We start from the raw sequence: 18,540 nt of genomic DNA on the forward strand, positions 1-18,540 counted from the left end.
CCCCCGAAGCACCTTCGTACGAAACCAGGAGCCCCCGAATGTTCGAGGCGGTCGAGGAACTGATCGGCGAGCACGCCGATCTGGAGAAGCAGCTCGCCGACCCCGCGGTCCACGCGGACCAGGGAAACGCGCGCAAGCTCAACAAGCGCTACGCCGAGCTGACCCCGATCGTCTCCACGTACCGCTCCTGGAAGCAGACCGGTGAGGACATCGCGGACGCTCGCGAGCTGGCGGCCGACGACCCGGACTTCCTCGCCGAGGCCAAGACGCTGGAGAAGCAGCGCGAGGAGATCACCGAGAAGCTCCGGCTGCTCCTGGTCCCGCGCGACCCCAGCGACGACAAGGACGTGATCCTTGAGGTCAAGGCCGGCGCGGGCGGCGACGAGTCGGCGCTCTTCGCCGGTGACCTGCTGCGGATGTACCTGCGGTACGCCGAGCGCGTCGGCTGGAAGACCGAGATCATCGACGCCACCGAGTCCGAGCTGGGCGGCTACAAGGACGTCCAGGTCGCCGTCAAGACCAAGGGCGGCAACGGTGCCACCGAGCCGGGACAGGGCGTCTGGGCCCGGCTGAAGTACGAGGGCGGCGTCCACCGCGTACAGCGCGTGCCCTCCACCGAGTCGCAGGGCCGGATCCACACCTCCGCCGCCGGGGTGCTCGTCACCCCCGAGGCGGAGGAGGTCGATGTCGAGATCCACGCCAACGATCTCCGCATCGACGTCTACCGCTCCTCGGGGCCCGGCGGCCAGTCCGTCAACACCACCGACTCGGCCGTCCGCATCACCCATCTGCCGACCGGTGTCGTCGCCTCCTGCCAGAATGAGAAGAGCCAGCTCCAGAACAAGGAGCAGGCCATGCGGATCCTCCGCTCGCGGCTGCTCGCCGCGGCCCAGGAGGAGGCGGAGCGGAACGCGGCGGACGTCCGCCGCAGCCAGGTCCGTACCGTGGACAGGTCCGAGAAGATCCGTACGTACAACTTCCCGGAAAACCGCATCTCGGACCACCGCGTCGGTTTCAAGGCGTACAACTTGGACCAGGTGCTCGACGGAGAGCTGGACGCTGTCATCCAGGCCTGTGTCGACGCCGACTCCGCGGCGAAGCTCGCCGCCGCCCAGTAACCACTCTCGCACTCCGGAGGAACCAGCGTGCAGCCACAATCCGGTGGCCCCAGCGACTCCCGGCGACGCGGCCTGTTGCTCTCCGAGGTGGCCCAGGCCACCCAGCGGCTGGCCGACGCGGGCGTGCCCTCACCGCGCTTCGACGCCGAGGAACTCGCCGCGTACGTGCACGGCGTCAAGCGGGGCGAGCTGCACAACGTCAAGGACGCCGACTTCGACGCCCGCTACTGGGAGGCCATCGCCCGCCGCGAGGCCCGCGAACCGCTCCAGCACATCACCGGACGCGCCTTCTTCCGCTACCTGGAGCTCCAGGTCGGGCCCGGCGTCTTCGTCCCCCGCCCGGAGACCGAATCGGTCGTCGGCTGGGCGATAGACGCCGTCCGCGCGATGGACGTCGTCGAGCCGATCGTCGTCGACCTGTGCTCCGGTTCCGGGGCCATCGCCCTGGCCATCGCGCAGGAAGTGCCGCGCTCCCGGGTGCACGCCGTCGAACTCTCCGAGGACGCCCTCGTCTGGACCCGCAAGAACGCCGAGGGCTCCCGGGTCACCGTCCACCAGGGCGACGCGCTCACCGCCCTGCCCTCCCTCAACGGCCAGGTCGACCTGGTCATCTCCAACCCGCCGTACATCCCGCTCACCGAGTGGGAGTACGTCGCCCCCGAGGCCCGCGACCACGACCCCGAGATGGCCCTCTTCTCCGGTGAGGACGGCCTCGACACCATCCGCGGCATCGAACGCACCGCGCACCGGCTGCTGCGGCCGGGCGGTCTCGTCGTCATCGAACACGCGGACACCCAGGGCGGACAGGTGCCGTGGATCTTCAACGAGGAATCCGGCTGGGCGGACGCGGCCGACCACCCCGACCTGAACAAGCGCCCCCGCTTCGCGACGGCCCGTAAGGCCATGCCGTGACGAACCCGCCCCCGACCGGCGTACCCACAACAGAGGAGACCCGCTGATGGCCCGGCGATACGACTGCAACGACGCGACCGACCGTGCCACGGGTCTGCGCGAGGCCGCGTCGGCCGTACGCCGCGGCGAGCTGGTCGTGCTGCCCACCGACACCGTGTACGGGATCGGCGCGGACGCCTTCAGCTCCGACGCCGTCGCCGATCTGCTGGCCGCCAAGGGCCGTGGCCGTACCATGCCCACCCCTGTCCTGATCGGCTCCCCGAACACCCTCCACGGCCTGGTCACGGACTTCTCCGAGCAGGCGTGGGAACTCGTCGACGCGTTCTGGCCGGGCGCCCTCACGCTGGTCGCGCGCCACCAGCCGTCCCTCCAGTGGGACCTCGGCGACACCCGGGGCACCGTCGCGATCCGGATGCCGCTGCACCCCGTCGCCATCGAACTGCTCACCGAGGTCGGCCCCATGGCCGTCTCCAGCGCCAACCTCACGGGACACCCCGCCCCCGAGGACTGCGACGCCGCGCAGGAGATGCTCGGCGACTCCGTCTCCGTCTACCTCGACGGCGGACCCACGCCCGCGAACATCCCCTCCTCGATCGTCGACGTCACCGGCAAGGTCCCGGTCCTGCTGCGGGCCGGCGCCCTCGACGCGGAGGAGCTCCGCAAGGTGGTACCCGACCTAGAGGTGGCCAATTGACCGCCCCTGAGGGGCGTGGCATAGCGGAGACCGTACAGACCGGCACACCCTTCCGCATCCTCCACGTCAGCACCGGCAACGTCTGCCGCTCGCCGATCACCGAGCGGCTCAACCGGCACGCCCTGAGCGTCCGGCTGGGCGAACGGCTGCCCGGCGGCCTCATCGTGGAGAGCGCGGGCACCTGGGGGCACGAGGGCGCCCCCATGGAGGCCAACGCCGAAGCCGTCCTCGCCGACTTCGGCGCGGACGCCTCCGGCTTCGTCGGCCGCGAGCTGCTCGACGAGCACGTCATCCGCGCCGACCTGGTCCTGACCGCGACCCGCGACCACCGCGCCCAGGTGATCTCCATGGGCCACTCCGCGGGGCTGCGGACCTTCACGCTCAAGGAGTTCACCCGGCTGGTACGCGCCATAGACCCGGCGACGCTCCCCGACCCCCTCGACGAGGGCGTCGTCGAACGCGCCCGAGCCCTCGTCCGCGCCGCCGCCGCCCTGCGCGGCTGGCTGCTGGCCCCGACGGCGGAGGCGGACGAGGTGTACGACCCGTACGGCGCGCCCATCACGTTCTTCCGCTCGATCGGCGAGGAGATCAACCAGGCCCTGGACCCGGTGGTGACGGCGCTGACCGGCATAAAGGGCTGAGCCCGGTCCTCGCGCGCCCGGCCGCCCTCCGGCCGCCTGTCCCGCCCGGCGAGTGAGCCGAAGGGACGCGCCGCTGTCGTGGAGGAGAGCGCGCGGAGGTTCGTGAGGAACGAACGAACCGAGCACGGCCGACCGTCGACAGCGACAAGAGCGCCTCGGAGGCGAACCGAGCCTAAAATGTGACTGCCATCACCTTTGAGGTTCGGAGTCCGTCATGCCGGTCGTCATCGAACCGTCCGTCCTTCCCGCCGCCGGTCAGGACGCCCTGCGGCGTCAGGATCCCGAGATGGCCGAGGTGCTCCTCGGGGAGCTGCGGCGGCAGTCGGACGGTCTTCAGCTGATCGCCGCGGAGAACTTCACCTCGCCCGCCGTACTGGCGGCCCTCGGCTCGCCGCTCGCGAACAAGTACGCCGAGGGCTACCCCGGCGCCCGGTACCACGGCGGCTGCGAGCTGGTGGACGCCGCCGAGCGGATCGCGACCGGGCGGGCGCGGGCGCTGTTCGGGGCCGAGCACGCCAATGTGCAGCCGCATTCGGGGTCCTCCGCCGTCCTCGCGGCCTACGCGGCGCTGCTGCGGCCCGGGGACACCGTGCTGGCGATGGGGCTCCCGTACGGCGGGCATCTCACGCATGGCGCTCCGGTCAACTTCTCCGGGCGGTGGTTCGACTTCGTCGGGTACGGGGTGGACGAGGAGACGGGCCGCATCGACCACGGGCCGGTGCGGGAGCTGGCGCGTACGCACCGGCCGAAGGCGATCGTCTGCGGTTCGATCTCGTATCCGCGCCATATCGACTACGCGGCGTTCCGGGAGATCGCCGACGAGGTGGGCGCGTATCTGATCGTGGACGCGGCGCATCCGATCGGGCTGGTCGCCGGGGGTGCGGCGCCCAGCCCGGTGCCGTACGCGGATGTGGTGTGCGCGACGACGCACAAGGTGCTGCGGGGGCCGCGCGGCGGGATGATCCTGTGCGGCGAGCGGTACGCGGAGCGGGTGGACCGGGCGGTGTTCCCGTTCACGCAGGGCGGCGCGCAGATGCATACGGTCGCGGCCAAGGCGGTCGCGTTCGGGGAGGCGGCGGGGCCGGGGTTCACGGCGTACGCGCATCAGGTGGTCGCCAACGCGCGGGTGCTCGCAGAGGCGCTGGCCGCCGAGGGGGTGCGGATCACCACGGACGGTACGGACACGCACCTGATCACGGCCGATCCGGCGCCGCTCGGGGTGGACGGCCGGGAGGCCCGGGGCCGGCTCGCGGCGGCGGGCATGGTGCTGGACACCTGCGCGCTGCCGTACACGGAGGGGCGGGGGATCCGGCTGGGGACCGCCGCCGTGACCACCCAGGGCATGCGGGAGCCGCAGATGGCGTGGATCGGGGCCAGGATGGCCTCGGTGCTGCGGGAGGGCGCGCAGACGGCGCGTGGGGTCCGCGCGGAGGTGCGGGAGCTGGCGGAGCGCTTTCCGCCGTACCCGAGGTAGTCCGGTCGCCGCCGGACGACCGGCGCGGCCACCGGTCCGACCCACCCCGGTGATCATGAAGGCGGGGGGCTCTGCCATCATCCTGGAACACCTGTGCCGGTGACGGGTCGCCATGCGACCGCCCGGCCGACTGTCAGCACACGCCCGTACGCGGGCCCTCTAAGGTGTAGATCTGAGATGGCCAGCGATTCCTGTGGGGCAGCCCGTGCGTGATTACCTGCTGACGCTCTGTGTGACGGCCGCGGTGACCTATCTGCTGACCGGCCCGGTGCGGAAGTTCGCCATCGCGACCGGGGCGATGCCGGAGATCCGCGCGCGGGACGTCCACCGCGAACCGACACCGAGGCTCGGCGGTATCGCCATGTTCTTCGGTCTGTGCGCGGGACTGCTCGTCGCCGACAACCTGCAGAACCTCAACGGGGTCTTCGAGCTGTCGAACGAGCCGCGCGCCCTGCTCTCCGGGGCCGCGCTGATCTGGCTGGTCGGCGTGCTGGACGACAAGTTCGAACTCGACGCGCTGATCAAGCTGGGCGCCCAGATGATCGCCGCCGGTGTGATGGTGATGCAGGGTCTGACCATCCTGTGGATCCCGGTACCCGGCTTCGGCACGGTCTCGCTGACCGCCTGGCAGGGCACGCTGCTCACCGTGGCGCTGGTCGTGATCACGATCAACGCGGTCAACTTCGTGGACGGCCTCGACGGCCTCGCGGCCGGCATGGTCTGCATCGCCGCCGCGGCCTTCTTCCTGTACGCGTACCGGATCTGGTACGGGTACGGCATCGAGGCCGCCGCCCCCGCGACGCTGTTCGCCGCGATCCTGATGGGCATGTGCGTGGGCTTCCTGCCGCACAACATGCATCCGGCGCGGATCTTCATGGGCGACTCGGGGTCGATGCTGATCGGGCTGGTGCTCGCCGCGGGCGCGATCTCGGTGACGGGGCAGGTGGACCCGGACGCGCTGAAGATCTTCGAGGGCTCCACCCGGCAGGCCACCCACGCGGCGCTGCCGGTCTTCATTCCGCTGCTGCTGCCGCTGACGATCATCGCGATCCCGTTCGCGGACCTGGTGCTGGCGGTCGTCCGCCGTACCTGGAACGGCAAGTCGCCGTTTGCCGCCGACCGCGGCCATCTGCACCACCGGCTGCTGGAGATCGGCCATTCCCACAGCCGGTCTGTCCTGATCATGTACTTCTGGTCGGCGCTGATCGCGTTCGGTGTTGTCGCCTACTCCGTGCACTCGGCGTCGATGTGGATCCTGCTGGTCATCGTCGGGCTGTCCGCGGTGGGCCTGGTGCTCCTGCTGCTGCCGCGCTTCACGCCCCGGGCGCCGCTCTGGGCGCAGTCCTTCGTGCCGCCCCGCTACCGCCGCCGCGAGCGGACGCCCTCTCCGGATCCGGTGGAGCCGCTGGAGGACGCCCTGGCCGCCGTCGCGGAGGAGGGTGCCGCAGGGGCGGAGGAGCATACTCGTGTTCCCGCCGGCGTCAACGGGGCGACCGCCCTCGGCGCTCGTTCGCGTCTTCCCGAGCGGGGGAGGGCCGGTTCCCGGCGGTGAGTGGTCGGCCATTCATCCCGTTGATGGTCCATACCAGACAAGGCGCACTTCTCTGCCGCACACACGCGCGAGGTAACTCTCCTGTGTGACGGTGAGCACACCGTGATAGTAAAGATCTCATCAAATAGTTTGTGATACTATTCACGAGATCCGGTGCCAGAACCGAAGGATCCTGGAACGACGGTCCATCGGCCCGAGAACACGCTCTCTGACCGGGGCTTACCCTCGTCCATGACGACCCCCGTGCCCTTACCCCATGCGGAGCTGCCGCCATGCCCTCCAGTGACTTCCGGACCCTTCTTCACGCCGCCGTGCCCACCGCCGCCGTCGGCGGTGTCGCCGTCGTGATCAGCGGTGTCCTCGCGGGCGGCAAGGGGGCGCTGGGAGCTGTCATCGGCACCGCTGTGGTCCTTGTGTTCATGGGGGCCGGGCTTGTGGTGCTCGAACGCGTGGCCAAGTCGTTTCCCCATCTTTTCCAGGGCATGGGCCTGTTGCTCTACATGACCCAGATCCTGGCGCTCTTCGTATTCCTGGCAGTCATCAAGGACACCACGCTGTTCAACCCCAAGGCCTTCGCGTCCGCGCTGGTCGCGGCGACCCTCGTCTGGATCGCCGCTCAGGCCCGTGCGCATATGACGGCCAAGACCCTTTATGTCGAACCCGAGTCCCCGGCGGTCGACAAGGCCGAAAAGAGCGGTTCTTCGGCGTGAGGGGTAGGGCCGGAATAAGTGCCTGTTCGGGACCCTGCTATCGTCCGGTGCCAACTGCGGCATTGCTGACGCGGGCATCCGAGCTGACGCCTGTTCTCACGCGAGGCTCCTGGCCCGACCGCCGTCCCCACATCCGTTTCACCAGTCCAGTGCCGAATCGCGGCTGCGCGCCGCGCCGACACAACGAGGTTGCCGTACCTATGCGCCATGCTGAAGGAGCCCCCGGTGAGTGCTGACCCGACGCAGGTGCTCGCCTTCGAGACCGACTGCCATCTGTTCAAGGGCTGCGGTTTCGAGGGACCGAGCGTGTGGTCGTTCATCTTTGAACCGATCGCCAAAGTCGGCCCGGTGGAAATCAACAAGCCGATGCTGCTGGCGGTCCTCGGCTCGATCCTGATCATGGGCTTTTTCTGGCTGGCCTTCGCCAGGCCGAAGGTCGTGCCCGGCAAGATGCAGATGATCGCCGAGGCGCTGTACGACTTCGTCCGGCGCGGCATCGGCCGTGAGGTCATCGGCAAGAAGGCCGAGCCCTTCGTGCCGCTGCTCGTCTCGCTGTTCTTCTTCGTCTGGATGCTGAATCTCTGGGCCCTGATCCCGCTCGCCCAGTTCCCGGTCAGCTCGGTGATCGCCTTCCCGGCGGGCCTGGCGCTCGTGGTCTGGCTCACCTACATGACGGTGACCTTCAAGACCAACGGCTTCGTCGGGGGTATCAGGAATCTCTGCGTGCCGAGCGGGCTGCCCAAGCCGATCTACTTGATCCTCACCCCGATCGAGTTCATGTCGAACATCTTCCTGCGGCCGTTCACGCTGGCCGTCCGACTGTTCGCGAACATGTTCGCCGGTCACGCGCTGATCCTGATCTTCACGATCGCCACCTGGTACATGCTCGGCACCGTGCTGGGCACCTTCTACGCCTCGGCGTCCTTCGCGCTGACTCTCGTGATCACTGTCTTCGAGATGTTCATCCAGGCGCTCCAGGCGTACGTGTTCACCGTGCTGACCGCCACCTACCTCTCCCAGGCGCTCGAAGAGGCTCACTGAGCCAGGCCGAACGCCATCTCGCTGAACCCCACACGTCCGGTGGACCAAAAACACCCACCGGCCCACCAAGAGAAGGAACCAGCAATGTCTGCTCTCGAGACCCTCGCGGCCGTTGAAGGCAACATCGGCACCATCGGCTACGGCCTTGGCGCGATCGGCCCCGGCATCGGCGTCGGCATCATCTTCGGTAACGGTGTCCAGGCGATCGCCCGTCAGCCCGAGGCCGCCGGCCTGATCCGCCAGAACATGCTGCTCGGCTTCGCCGTCGTCGAGGCCCTCGCCCTGATCGGCTTCGTCGTTCCGTTCATCATCTGACGGTCCGGACACAGCCGTTTTCGACGAAAGGTCCACCATGATGTACCTGGCAGCCTCAGAACCGCAGAACCCGCTGGTTCCGGTCTGGCCCGAGGTCGTCATCGGTCTGATCTGCTTCGGCATTATCTACTTCGTCTTCGCCAAGAAACTCCTCCCGGTCATCAACAAGACCCTGGAAGAGCGCCATGAGGCGATCGAAGGCGGTATCGAGAAGGCCGAAGCGGCTCAGATCGAGGCGCAGAGCGTCCTTGAGCAGTACAAGGCCCAGCTCGCCGAGGCCCGGCACGAGGCCGCGCGTCTCCGCCAGGAGGCGGCCGAGCAGGGCACCGCGATCATCCAGGAGATGAAGGCGGAAGGCCAGCGGCAGCGCGAGGAGATCGTCGCCGCGGGTCACGCGCAGATCGAGGCCGACCGCAAGGCCGCGGCCACAGCGCTGCGCCGGGACGTGGGCAAGCTCGCCACCGACCTGGCCGGCAAGCTGGTCGGCGAGTCCCTGGAGGACTCCGCCCGGCAGAGCCGCACCATCGACCGCTTCCTCGACCAGCTCGAGGACGGCGCTTCGAAGGCAGAGGCGACTCGATGAACGGAGCGAGCCGTGCGGCGCTGGCCGCCGCGCGTGAGCGCCTCGACGCGCTGACCGACTCGACCTCGGTCGACGCCGCGAAGCTCGCGGAAGAGCTGACCGCCGTCACGGCGCTGCTCGACCGAGAGGTCTCGCTGCGCCGGGTCCTGACCGACCCGGCGCGTGCCGGTGAGGCCAAGGCCGAACTGGCCGGGCAGCTGCTGGCCGGGCAGGTGGGCGGTCCGACCGCCGATCTGATCGGCGGCATGGTCCGTACCCGCTGGTCGCGCGCGCGTGACCTGGTGGACTCGGTGGAGGAGCTGGCGGCCACCGCCGAGCTGACCGCCGCGCAGCGGGCCGGTTCGCTGGACGACGTCGAGGACGAACTGTTCCGGTTCGGCCGCATCGTCGAGGGCTCCACCGGGCTGCGTGCGGCGCTGACCGACAGGTCGGCGACGGTCGTGGCCAAGACGACCCTGCTGCGCAGCCTGCTGGGCGGCCGGGCCGACCCGGTGACCGAGCGTCTCGTCGTGCGTCTGGTGACGCAGCCCCGGGGACGTAGCCTGGAAGTGGGTCTTCAGACCCTCTCCCGGCTCGCCGCGGCGCGCCGGGACCGCAGGGTCGCCGTCGTCACCTCGGCGGTGCCGCTCACCGACGTACAGAAGCAGCGCCTCGGTGCCGCTCTGGCGAAGCTCTACGGTCACGCGATGCATCTGAACCTGGAAGTGGACCCCGAGGTCCTCGGCGGGATCACGGTGCGGGTCGGTGACGAGGTCATCAACGGTACGGTCGCGGCCCGCCTCGAAGAAGCGGAACAGCGTCTCGCCGGCTGACCGTCGGTAGCGGAAGACCGCCGGCGCCCCGCGCGCCGGCGACAGATACAGAGGCAAGACCAGCGGCCCGGTTGGGCCGTGCAGAGATTGCAGAAGATTTCCCTGGGGGCCAACCCCAGACCCCCAAAGAAACTTCGGGCCCAACAAGGAGAGCAGGGAACCCAGATGGCGGAGCTCACGATCCGGCCGGAGGAGATCCGGGATGCGCTGGAGAACTTTGTCCAGTCGTACAAGCCGGACGCGGCCTCGCGCGAGGAGGTCGGTACGGTCAGTGCGGCCGGAGACGGTATCGCCAAGATCGAGGGACTGCCCTCGGCCATGGCGAACGAGCTGCTGAAGTTCGAGGACGGCACCCTTGGTCTCGCCCTCAACCTTGAGGAGCGCGAGATCGGCGCGATCGTCCTCGGCGAGTTCAGCGGTGTCGAGGAGGGGCAGTCGGTCACCCGTACCGGCGAGGTCCTCTCCGTGGCGGTCGGCGAGGGTTACCTCGGCCGGGTCGTCGACCCGCTCGGCAACCCGATCGACGGCCTCGGCGAGATCGCGACCGAGGGCCGCCGCGCCCTTGAGCTGCAGGCCCCGGGCGTCATGGTCCGCAAGTCGGTGCACGAGCCGATGCAGACCGGCTACAAGGCTGTCGACGCCATGGTGCCGATCGGCCGCGGCCAGCGTCAGCTGATCATCGGCGACCGCCAGACGGGCAAGACCGCCCTGGCCGTCGACACGATCATCAACCAGCGCGACAACTGGCGCTCGGGCGACACGAACAAGCAGGTCCGCTGCATCTACGTCGCCATCGGCCAGAAGGGCTCCACCATCGCGTCCGTACGCGGTGCGCTGGAGGAGGCCGGAGCGCTGGAGTACACGACCATCGTCGCGGCGCCCGCGTCCGACCCGGCCGGCTTCAAGTACCTGGCGCCGTACACCGGTTCGGCCATCGGCCAGCACTGGATGTACGACGGCAAGCACGTCCTGATCATCTTCGACGACCTGTCGAAGCAGGCCGACGCCTACCGCGCCGTGTCGCTGCTGCTGCGCCGTCCGCCGGGGCGTGAGGCCTACCCGGGCGACGTCTTCTACCTGCACTCGCGTCTGCTGGAGCGCTGCGCCAAGCTCTCCGACGACCTGGGCGCCGGCTCGATGACGGGTCTCCCGATCGTCGAGACGAAGGCGAACGACGTGTCGGCGTTCATCCCGACCAACGTCATCTCCATCACCGACGGCCAGTGCTTCCTGGAGTCCGACCTGTTCAACGCCGGCCAGCGGCCCGCGCTGAACGTCGGTATCTCGGTCTCCCGAGTCGGCGGTTCCGCTCAGCACAAGGCCATGCGTCAGGTCTCCGGCCGACTGCGCGTGGACCTCGCCCAGTACCGCGAGCTGGAGGCGTTCGCGTCCTTCGGTTCCGACCTGGACGCCACCTCCAAGGCGTCGCTGGAGCGCGGTAAGCGTCTTGTCGAGCTGCTGAAGCAGCCGCAGTACGCCCCGTACCCCGTGGAGGAGCAGGTCGTCTCCGTCTGGGCCGGCACCACCGGCAAGCTGGACGACGTCCCGGTCGAGGACATCCGCCGCTTCGAGAGCGAGCTGCTGGAGCACCTGCGCCGCGAGCGCAAGGAGCTGCTGACCGGCATCGCCGAGGGCGCCAAGATGTCCGACGACACGCTCCAGGCCATCGGGGACGCCATCGCCGCCTTCAAGCGGCAGTTCGAGACCTCGGACGGCAAGCTCCTCGGAGACGACGCGCCGGCCGCCAACGTCTCCAAGTGACGACGGAAGGGACCTGACTCATGGGAGCCCAGCTCCGGGTCTACAAGCGTCGCATCAAATCCGTCACCGCGACCAAGAAGATCACCAAGGCGATGGAGATGATCGCCGCCTCGCGCATCGTCAAGGCGCAGCGCCAGGTGGCGGCGTCGGAGCCGTACGCGACCGAGCTCACCCGCGCGGTGACCGCGGTGGCGACCGGCTCGACCACCAAGCACGCCCTGACCACCGAGGTCGAGAAGCCGACCCGGGCCGCGATCCTGCTCATCACGAGCGACCGCGGTCTGGCCGGCGGCTACTCCTCGAACGCCATCAAGGCAGCCGAACACCTGACGACACAGCTGCGCACCGAGCGCAAGGACGTCGACACGTACATCGTGGGCCGTAAGGGCCTGTCGTACTACGGCTTCCGCGAGCGGCCGGTCAAGGACTCGTGGACGGGCTTCACGGACAGTCCGACCTACGCCGACGCGAAGGCGGTGGCCGCCCCGCTCATCGAGGCGATCACCCAGGACACCGCTGAGGGCGGGGTGGACGAGGTCCACATCGTCTTCACCGAGTTCGTGTCGATGATGACGCAGACGCCGGTCGAGCGGCAGCTGCTGCCGCTCACCCTCGCGCCCAGCACCGCGGAGGAGTCGGCCGAGGTCGTCAAGCGCGGCGGCGAGGTCCGGCCGTTGTTCGAGTTCGAGCCGTCGGCGGAGGACGTCCTCGACGCCCTGCTGCCGCGCTACGTCGAGAGCAGGATCTACAACGCGCTTCTCCAGGCCGCCGCCTCCAAGCACGCGGCCACCCGACGCGCGATGAAGTCCGCCACCGACAACGCCGGGGATCTCATCAAGAGCCTCTCCCGGCTTGCCAACGCGGCCCGCCAGGCCGAAATCACCCAGGAAATCAGCGAGATCGTCGGTGGCGCCAGCGCCCTGGCCGACGCGAACGCGGGGAGTGAATAATTAATGACGACCACAGTTGAGGCGGCCGCTACCGGCCGCGTCGCCCGGGTCATCGGCCCGGTCGTCGACGTGGAGTTCCCCGTCGACGCGATGCCGGAGATCTACAACGCCCTGCACGTCGAGGTGGCAGACCCCGCCGAGGACGGCAAGCTCAAGACCCTGACCCTCGAAGTCGCCCAGCACCTGGGCGAGGGCGTGGTGCGCGCGGTCTCGATGCAGCCCACCGACGGTCTGGTCCGCCAGGCCCCGGTGACCGACACGGGCAAGGGCATCATGGTGCCCGTCGGCGATGTGACCAAGGGCAAGGTGTTCAACACCCTCGGTCAGATCCTGAACGAGCCCGAGGCCGAGGCTCAGATCACCGAGCGCTGGCCGATCCACCGCAAGGCCCCGGCCTTCGACCAGCTCGAGTCGAAGACCGAGATGTTCGAGACCGGCCTGAAGGTCGTCGACCTGCTGACCCCGTACGTCAAGGGCGGCAAGATCGGTCTGTTCGGTGGTGCGGGCGTCGGCAAGACCGTCCTCATCCAGGAAATGATCATGCGTGTGGCCAAGCTGCACGACGGTGTTTCCGTGTTCGCCGGTGTCGGTGAGCGCACGCGTGAGGGCAACGACCTCATCGACGAGATGACCGACTCGGGCGTGCTGGACAAGACCGCGCTGGTCTTCGGCCAGATGGACGAGCCGCCGGGCACGCGTCTGCGGGTCGCGCTCTCCGCGCTGACCATGGCGGAGTACTTCCGCGATGTGCAGAAGCAGGACGTGCTGCTCTTCATCGACAACATCTTCCGCTTCACCCAGGCCGGTTCCGAGGTCTCCACGCTGCTCGGCCGTATGCCGTCCGCGGTGGGTTACCAGCCGACCCTGGCGGACGAGATGGGTGTGCTCCAGGAGCGCATCACCTCGACCCGCGGTCACTCGATCACCTCGATGCAGGCGATCTACGTGCCGGCGGACGACCTGACCGACCCGGCCCCGGCCACGACCTTCGCGCACCTCGACGCGACGACCGTGCTGTCGCGTCCGATCTCGGAGAAGGGCATCTACCCGGCGGTGGACCCGCTGGACTCGACGTCCCGCATCCTGGACCCGCGCTACATCTCGCAGGACCACTACAACGCGGCCAGCCGCGTCAAGGGGATCCTCCAGAAGTACAAGGACCTCCAGGACATCATCGCCATCCTCGGCATCGATGAGCTGGGCGAGGAGGACAAGCTCGTCGTCAGCCGCGCCCGTCGCGTCGAGCGCTTCCTGTCGCAGAACACCCACGCCGCCAAGCAGTTCACCGGCATGGACGGTTCGGACGTTCCGCTGGACGAGTCGATCGCCGCGTTCAACGCGATCATCGACGGGGACTACGACCACTTCCCCGAGCAGGCGTTCTTCATGTGCGGTGGCCTCGACGACCTCAAGGCCAGCGCCAAGGAACTCGGCGTCTCCTGAGCCGTTCGGCTCGGAGGGGGGCGGGTCCGTCCTGCCCCCCTCCGAGGCTGTCAGCGACACCCCATAGAATTGAAGCCAACACCCGGCGATATGGCCGGGTGGTGACCCGAGGAGCCACCCATGGCTGCTGAGCTGCATGTCGAGCTGGTCGCCGCGGACCGTAGCGTCTGGTCCGGCGAGGCCACCCTCGTCGTCGCGCGTATCACGTCCGGCGACATCGGCGTCATGCCCGGTCACCAGCCGCTGCTCGGTGTGCTGGAATCGGGCCCGGTGACCATTCGTACGAGCGAGGGCGGGACGGTCGTAGCCGCTGTGCACGGCGGTTTCCTCTCGTTCGCCGACAACAAGCTTTCGCTGCTGGCGGAGGTCGCCGAGCTGGCGGACGAGATCGATACCCAGCGCGCCGAGCGCGCGTTGGACCGTGCGAAGTCCGCGGAGGACGACGCCGCCGAGCGGCGCGCCGATGTACGACTGCGTGCGGTGGCGGCCCGATAACGGCCGGCACAACGGATTTATCCTCAGCCGCGGCTCGTCCGGAATCTCTCCGGACCGGGTCGCGGCTGAGGCGATGCGGGTGCGGTTCTGGTTCCGGTACTGAATGAGCGAGGAGGTCGGTGTTGATGGTCCTCGCTCTGCTCGTATGCGGACTGGTCGTCGTGCTGGTTGCGGTGGGGCTCTTCGTCTTCGGTCTTCGCCGACGGCTGATCCAGCGCTCCGGCGGGACGTTCGACTGCAGTGTGCGGTGGGACGTCCCGGAGGAGCCGGATCTCTCCGGCAAGGGCTGGGTGTACGGGGTCGCCCGCTACAACAGCGACCGGATCAACTGGTTCCGGGTCTTCTCGTACGCCCCGCGCCCGCGCCGTACGCTGGAGCGCTCCGCGATCGAGGTGCTGGCCCGGCGCGCCCCCGAGGGCGAGGAGGAGCTGGCGCTGCTCTCCGACGCGGTCATCCTCGGCTGTACGCACGACGGGGTCCGGCTGGAGCTGGCGATGAGCGACGACGCGCTCACCGGCTTCCTGGCCTGGCTGGAGGCTGCGCCGCCCGGACAGCGCGTGAACGTGGCCTGACACGGCGACGGGATACGGCGGACGGGATACGGCTCAAGAGGGGCGGCGCTTTCGGGCGCCGCCCCTCTTCGCCGTGGCGGAGGTTCCGGACCGGTCGTTCAGGGACCGGGCCTCAGAGCCCCAGCTCCTGTGCGAGTACGGCCGCCTGGACCCGGCTGCGCAGCTCCAGCTTCCCGAGCAGTCTGCTCATATGCGTCTTGACGGTGGCCTCCGCCATGTTCAGCCGTACGGCGATCTCCGCGTTCGACATCCCCTCGCCCAGGCAGGAGAGCACCTCGCGCTCCCGGCGCGTGAGCACGTCCAGCACGGCGGGGTCGGGCGCGTCCTCGGCCCGTACGGGGGTGGGGGACGCGAACTCGGCGATCAGGCGGCGTGTCACGGCGGGCGCGATCAGGCCCTCGCCGCGCGCCACCGTGCGTACCGCCGTCAGCAGCTCCGCGGCCTCGGCGGTCTTCAGCAGGAAGCCCGCGGCCCCGGCGCGCAGCGCGCCGAACACATACGCGTCCAGGTCGAAGGTGGTCAGCACCAACACATCGGCCAGCCCCTCCGCGACCACCTGCCGGGTCGCCGACACCCCGTCCAGACGCGGCATCTGGATGTCCATCAGGACCACATCGGGCCGCAGCTCCCTGGCCAGCGCGACGGCCTCCTCGCCGTCCGCGGCCTCCCCGGCGACCTCGATGCCGGGGGCGCTGCGCAGGATCAGGGCGAGCCCCGCGCGTACCGACGACTGGTCCTCGGCGATCAGTACCCGGATCGTCATGACGTACCGCTTCCTTCCCCGCGTTCGGTGGTGGGCAGCAGGGCCCGTACGACCCAGCTGCCGCCGGGGTCCTCGGGGCCGGCGGTGAACTCCCCGCCCAGCAGCGCGACCCGCTCGCGCATCCCGACGAGCCCGGCACCGGAGCCCGGGGCGCGGGGGCCGGGGCGGTCGCCGTACGGGCTGCTGATCCGTACCGTCAGGGAGTCTTCCGCGTGGCGCAGTTCCACGGTGACGGTGCCGGGGGACGCGTGTTTGAACGCGTTGGTCAGCGACTCCTGGACGATGCGGTACGCGGCCAGCTCGACGGGGGCCGGGAGCGCCGTACCGGCGCCGCGTCCGTCGTCGAGCGTGAAGCGCAGTCCGTTGGGGGCGCCGTTGGTACGGGCCTGCTCCAGCAGGGTGTCCAGGGCGTCCAGGGTCGGTGTGACGGTGGGCGCCCGGCGTCCGGAGCCGTCCCGGAGCAGCCCGATGAGCCGGCGCATCTCCGCCAGCCCGGCGACGCTGTTCTCCCGGATGACGGTGAGGGCCTCCCGGGAGGTTCGTTCCTCGTTCAGGGAGAGGGCGGCGGTCGCGTGGATCGCGATGGCGGAGAGATGGCCCGCGACCACGTCGTGCAACTCGCGCGCCATCCGGGCGCGTTCGGCGGTGACCGCCTGGACCCGGTCCATCTCGGCGAGCAGCGCGGTCTGTGCGGCCCGCAGCCGGGCGGCCTCGGCGGCGTCGCGATGGTTGCGTACGAGGACCCCGGTGGTGGCCGGGGCGATGCTGACCAGCCCGACCGCTATGCCGTGGATCAGCGAGTCGACCGTACGGAACCAGGCGGCGAACCCGATCAGCGCCGCCACGGAGACCAGCACCGTCACCCAGGGGATACGGCGGGCGGCGGCCGGGGAGCCGTACACGACGGACGCGTACACGAGATCCGTGAACATCAGGACGGTCGCCACACTGCCCGTCGTGAGCTGGTCGGCGACGAGCGCGACCACGCCGGTGCCCAGCGCGGCCGGGGGCGCGGTCCGGCGCAGCAGCTCCAGACCGGCCGTCACGGCCAGCGGGACGAGGACCCAGGCCCCGGGCAGCAGCAGGCCGCCCTGGAAATGCAGCCCGACGGACCAGAGGCAGAGCCCGCCCAGCAGTCCGGCCGCGGCGATCAGCACATCGACGCGGTGCGGCCGGAGGGAAGCGATCACCACTCCATCCAACACGGCCGGGCGGCGCGGGGCCTCACCGTACGGGGGGAGCACCGAGTACATCGAAGGATGCAGTCACGTTTCGTCACTGCCGACGACGTGCGGCGGCGCCGGGGCCGGGAGGCTGGAGGAGAGAGAGGGAGAGTCCGCCGTGAGCAAGGAGAGTCCGCAGTGATCGTCGCGCTGATCGTCATCTGTGAGGTCGGCTTCTGGGTCCTGCTCGCCGGTGGCCTCGCGCTGCGTTACCTGGCGCGCAAGCCACGGCTGGGGGCCGGGGTCCTGCTGCTGGAGCCGCTGCTGGAGGTCGTCCTGCTGGTCGTCACGGCCGTCGACCTCAGGAACGGTGCCGCGCCCGACTGGAAACACGGCCTCGCCGCGCTCTACATCGGCTACACCGTCGCCTTCGGCCACTACACGGTCACGTGGCTCGACGGTCACGCCGCCCACCGGCTCGCGGGCGCCCCGCCCCCGGCCGTCCCCCCGCGCCACGGCACGGCGCGCGCCTGGCACGAGACGAAGCTCTGGCTCCGTACCGTCCTCGGCGCGGCCGTCGCGATCGGCCTGCTCCAGCTCGCGATCCTGTACGTCGGCGACGCCAACGACACCGGCTCGCTGGCCGCCTGGCAGAGCGGGGCGCTCCGCGTCGTCGTGATCCACGGGATCGTCGCCCTGACGTACTGGCTCCGGCCGAGGAAGCCGTCCACGGACGCCGGGCCGGACCCGGCGGAGGAGTGCCCGTCGACGTACACGAAGGGCTGAGCCGGTACGTACGGTCAGCGTTCGCCGCCCGGCACCCACAGCACGTCGCCGACCTCCTTGTTCGCCGTACGGGCCAGGATGAACAGGAGGTCGGAGAGGCGGTTCAGATAGGTCGCGGTGAGGGCGTTCATGACCTCGCCGTGGATTTCGAGCGCGGCCCAGGTGGAGCGCTCGGCGCGGCGGACGACCGTGCACGCCTGGTGCAGAAGGGCCGCGCCGGGGGTGCCGCCGGGGAGGATGAAGCTCCGGAGCTTGTCGAGGTCTTCCAGGAAGCGGTCGCAGTCCGCCTCCAACTTGTCGATGTACGACTGCTCGACGCGCAGCGGCGGGAACTCGGGGCTCTCGGCGACCGGGGTGGAGAGGTCCGCGCCCACGTCGAAGAGGTCGTTCTGGACCCGGACGAGGACCTTGACGACCTCCTCGGAGAGCCCGCCGAGGGCCACCGCCGTACCGATGGCGGCATTGGCCTCGTTGGCGTCGGCGTAGGCGGAGATCCGCGCATCGGTCTTGGCGGTACGGCTCATGTCGCCCAGGTGCGTGGTGCCCTTGTCCCCGGTACGGGTGTAAATACGCGTCAGATTGACCATGGGATCCAGGGTAGGCGGGCGGGGTGCGTCCCGTCCTCAAGTGGGCGGCGCGCGGCGCCCGATGGACCGCCGCGATGTGATGTCCGTCATGTGAGACGTGACGCGCATCTCTTCATGGTCCCCCGGCGGTCCGTGACCGCTAACCTCCGCAGAGCAGACAGCAGATAA

Annotated in this window: 20 protein-coding genes; 17 read left to right on the plus strand and 3 right to left on the minus strand. The window is 69.6% G+C overall.

Annotated features, from left to right (window positions below; translation table 11 throughout):
* Positions 1 to 38: 38 nt before the first annotated feature.
* The 16 genes from prfA to ACIP8W_RS00190 all read left to right on the plus strand — a co-directional run bounded on the left by prfA (position 39) and on the right by ACIP8W_RS00190 (position 15,073).
* Positions 39 to 1,118: a peptide chain release factor 1 gene (gene prfA, locus ACIP8W_RS00115; RefSeq protein ID WP_401946548.1), complete on the plus strand. Its 1,080-nt coding sequence runs from the start codon at positions 39 to 41 to the stop codon at positions 1,116 to 1,118.
* Positions 1,119 to 1,190: 72 nt separating this feature from the next.
* Entirely contained in the window at positions 1,191 to 2,030 is an 840-nt protein-coding gene (prmC, locus tag ACIP8W_RS00120) for a peptide chain release factor N(5)-glutamine methyltransferase (protein ID WP_401947397.1), read from the plus strand.
* A gap of 46 nt (positions 2,031 to 2,076) precedes the next feature.
* On the plus strand, positions 2,077 to 2,724 hold the full coding sequence (locus ACIP8W_RS00125) for an L-threonylcarbamoyladenylate synthase (RefSeq protein ID WP_401946545.1): 648 nt from the start codon (positions 2,077 to 2,079) through the stop codon (positions 2,722 to 2,724).
* Positions 2,721 to 3,365, plus strand: a complete 645-nt coding sequence (locus ACIP8W_RS00130; RefSeq protein WP_401946543.1) for a protein-tyrosine-phosphatase — start codon at positions 2,721 to 2,723, stop codon at positions 3,363 to 3,365. The genes ACIP8W_RS00125 and ACIP8W_RS00130 overlap by 4 nt, the downstream gene beginning before the upstream one ends.
* Positions 3,366 to 3,579: 214 nt before the next feature.
* Positions 3,580 to 4,839, plus strand: a complete 1,260-nt coding sequence (glyA, locus tag ACIP8W_RS00135; RefSeq protein WP_401946540.1) for a serine hydroxymethyltransferase — start codon at positions 3,580 to 3,582, stop codon at positions 4,837 to 4,839.
* A 205-nt stretch (positions 4,840 to 5,044) separates the two neighbouring features.
* On the plus strand, positions 5,045 to 6,391 hold the full coding sequence (locus tag ACIP8W_RS00140; protein WP_401946538.1) for an MraY family glycosyltransferase: 1,347 nt from the start codon (positions 5,045 to 5,047) through the stop codon (positions 6,389 to 6,391).
* Between the two features lie 272 nt (positions 6,392 to 6,663).
* Positions 6,664 to 7,101 (plus strand): hypothetical protein, encoded by a 438-nt coding sequence (locus tag ACIP8W_RS00145; RefSeq protein WP_401946535.1) that lies wholly within the window; start codon positions 6,664 to 6,666, stop codon positions 7,099 to 7,101.
* A gap of 207 nt (positions 7,102 to 7,308) precedes the next feature.
* A complete protein-coding gene (gene atpB, locus ACIP8W_RS00150) occupies positions 7,309 to 8,142 on the plus strand; it encodes a F0F1 ATP synthase subunit A (RefSeq protein WP_401946533.1) in 834 nt (277 codons plus the stop codon).
* An 84-nt stretch (positions 8,143 to 8,226) separates the two neighbouring features.
* The gene (gene atpE, locus ACIP8W_RS00155; RefSeq protein ID WP_401946530.1) at positions 8,227 to 8,457 is read left to right on the plus strand and encodes an ATP synthase F0 subunit C; all 231 of its coding nucleotides are present in this window, start codon (positions 8,227 to 8,229) and stop codon (positions 8,455 to 8,457) included.
* A gap of 37 nt (positions 8,458 to 8,494) precedes the next feature.
* A complete protein-coding gene (locus tag ACIP8W_RS00160; protein WP_401946528.1) occupies positions 8,495 to 9,040 on the plus strand; it encodes a F0F1 ATP synthase subunit B in 546 nt (181 codons plus the stop codon).
* Complete coding sequence (locus ACIP8W_RS00165) at positions 9,037 to 9,852, plus strand: F0F1 ATP synthase subunit delta (RefSeq protein ID WP_401946525.1); 816 nt, start codon at positions 9,037 to 9,039, stop codon at positions 9,850 to 9,852. Before ACIP8W_RS00160 ends, ACIP8W_RS00165 begins: the two co-directional genes overlap by 4 nt.
* 165 nt (positions 9,853 to 10,017) lie before the next feature.
* A complete protein-coding gene (gene atpA, locus ACIP8W_RS00170) occupies positions 10,018 to 11,613 on the plus strand; it encodes a F0F1 ATP synthase subunit alpha (RefSeq protein WP_401946522.1) in 1,596 nt (531 codons plus the stop codon).
* A 20-nt stretch (positions 11,614 to 11,633) separates the two neighbouring features.
* Positions 11,634 to 12,563 carry a F0F1 ATP synthase subunit gamma gene (locus ACIP8W_RS00175; RefSeq protein WP_401946520.1) on the plus strand — a complete coding sequence of 310 codons (930 nt, stop codon included), beginning with the start codon at positions 11,634 to 11,636 and terminating at the stop codon, positions 12,561 to 12,563.
* 3 nt (positions 12,564 to 12,566) lie between these two features.
* Positions 12,567 to 14,006 (plus strand): F0F1 ATP synthase subunit beta, encoded by a 1,440-nt coding sequence (gene atpD, locus ACIP8W_RS00180; protein WP_401946517.1) that lies wholly within the window; start codon positions 12,567 to 12,569, stop codon positions 14,004 to 14,006.
* A gap of 120 nt (positions 14,007 to 14,126) precedes the next feature.
* Complete coding sequence (locus ACIP8W_RS00185) at positions 14,127 to 14,501, plus strand: F0F1 ATP synthase subunit epsilon (RefSeq protein ID WP_401946515.1); 375 nt, start codon at positions 14,127 to 14,129, stop codon at positions 14,499 to 14,501.
* A 125-nt stretch (positions 14,502 to 14,626) separates the two neighbouring features.
* Positions 14,627 to 15,073, plus strand: coding sequence for a DUF2550 domain-containing protein (locus tag ACIP8W_RS00190; protein ID WP_401946512.1), 447 nt, complete (start codon positions 14,627 to 14,629; stop codon positions 15,071 to 15,073).
* A 112-nt stretch (positions 15,074 to 15,185) separates the two neighbouring features.
* Here the strand turns inward: ACIP8W_RS00190 and ACIP8W_RS00195 are convergent, their stop codons facing one another.
* The gene (locus ACIP8W_RS00195; protein WP_401946510.1) at positions 15,186 to 15,836 is read right to left on the minus strand and encodes a response regulator; all 651 of its coding nucleotides are present in this window, start codon (positions 15,834 to 15,836) and stop codon (positions 15,186 to 15,188) included.
* Positions 15,833 to 17,026 carry a sensor histidine kinase gene (locus tag ACIP8W_RS00200; RefSeq protein WP_402201450.1) on the minus strand — a complete coding sequence of 398 codons (1,194 nt, stop codon included), beginning with the start codon at positions 17,024 to 17,026 and terminating at the stop codon, positions 15,833 to 15,835. The genes ACIP8W_RS00195 and ACIP8W_RS00200 overlap by 4 nt, the downstream gene beginning before the upstream one ends.
* A 171-nt stretch (positions 17,027 to 17,197) precedes the next feature.
* Between ACIP8W_RS00200 and ACIP8W_RS00205 the strand changes: the two genes are divergently transcribed.
* A complete protein-coding gene (locus ACIP8W_RS00205) occupies positions 17,198 to 17,785 on the plus strand; it encodes a hypothetical protein (protein WP_401946506.1) in 588 nt (195 codons plus the stop codon).
* Between the two features lie 14 nt (positions 17,786 to 17,799).
* Here ACIP8W_RS00205 and ACIP8W_RS00210 read toward each other — a convergent pair whose 3' ends face one another.
* Positions 17,800 to 18,372 carry a cob(I)yrinic acid a,c-diamide adenosyltransferase gene (locus ACIP8W_RS00210; RefSeq protein ID WP_401946503.1) on the minus strand — a complete coding sequence of 191 codons (573 nt, stop codon included), beginning with the start codon at positions 18,370 to 18,372 and terminating at the stop codon, positions 17,800 to 17,802.
* Positions 18,373 to 18,540 lie beyond the last annotated feature (168 nt).

Origin of the sequence: Streptomyces sp. NPDC088554 (genome assembly GCF_044752945.1) — a bacterium.
Lineage (GTDB): Bacteria > Actinomycetota > Actinomycetes > Streptomycetales > Streptomycetaceae > Streptomyces.

Coding starts and splice junctions, on each gene's coding strand:
- prfA (WP_401946548.1), top strand. CDS start 39: ATGTTCGAGGCGGTCGAGGAACTGATCGGCGAGCACGCCGATCTGGAG.
- ACIP8W_RS00125 (WP_401946545.1), top strand. CDS start 2,077: ATGGCCCGGCGATACGACTGCAACGACGCGACCGACCGTGCCACGGGT.
- glyA (WP_401946540.1), top strand. CDS start 3,580: ATGCCGGTCGTCATCGAACCGTCCGTCCTTCCCGCCGCCGGTCAGGAC.
- ACIP8W_RS00145 (WP_401946535.1), top strand. CDS start 6,664: ATGCCCTCCAGTGACTTCCGGACCCTTCTTCACGCCGCCGTGCCCACC.
- atpB (WP_401946533.1), top strand. CDS start 7,309: ATGCTGAAGGAGCCCCCGGTGAGTGCTGACCCGACGCAGGTGCTCGCC.
- atpE (WP_401946530.1), top strand. CDS start 8,227: ATGTCTGCTCTCGAGACCCTCGCGGCCGTTGAAGGCAACATCGGCACC.
- ACIP8W_RS00160 (WP_401946528.1), top strand. CDS start 8,495: ATGATGTACCTGGCAGCCTCAGAACCGCAGAACCCGCTGGTTCCGGTC.
- ACIP8W_RS00165 (WP_401946525.1), top strand. CDS start 9,037: ATGAACGGAGCGAGCCGTGCGGCGCTGGCCGCCGCGCGTGAGCGCCTC.
- atpA (WP_401946522.1), top strand. CDS start 10,018: ATGGCGGAGCTCACGATCCGGCCGGAGGAGATCCGGGATGCGCTGGAG.
- ACIP8W_RS00175 (WP_401946520.1), top strand. CDS start 11,634: ATGGGAGCCCAGCTCCGGGTCTACAAGCGTCGCATCAAATCCGTCACC.
- atpD (WP_401946517.1), top strand. CDS start 12,567: ATGACGACCACAGTTGAGGCGGCCGCTACCGGCCGCGTCGCCCGGGTC.
- ACIP8W_RS00185 (WP_401946515.1), top strand. CDS start 14,127: ATGGCTGCTGAGCTGCATGTCGAGCTGGTCGCCGCGGACCGTAGCGTC.
- ACIP8W_RS00190 (WP_401946512.1), top strand. CDS start 14,627: ATGGTCCTCGCTCTGCTCGTATGCGGACTGGTCGTCGTGCTGGTTGCG.
- ACIP8W_RS00195 (WP_401946510.1), bottom strand. CDS start 15,836: ATGACGATCCGGGTACTGATCGCCGAGGACCAGTCGTCGGTACGCGCG.
- ACIP8W_RS00210 (WP_401946503.1), bottom strand. CDS start 18,372: ATGGTCAATCTGACGCGTATTTACACCCGTACCGGGGACAAGGGCACC.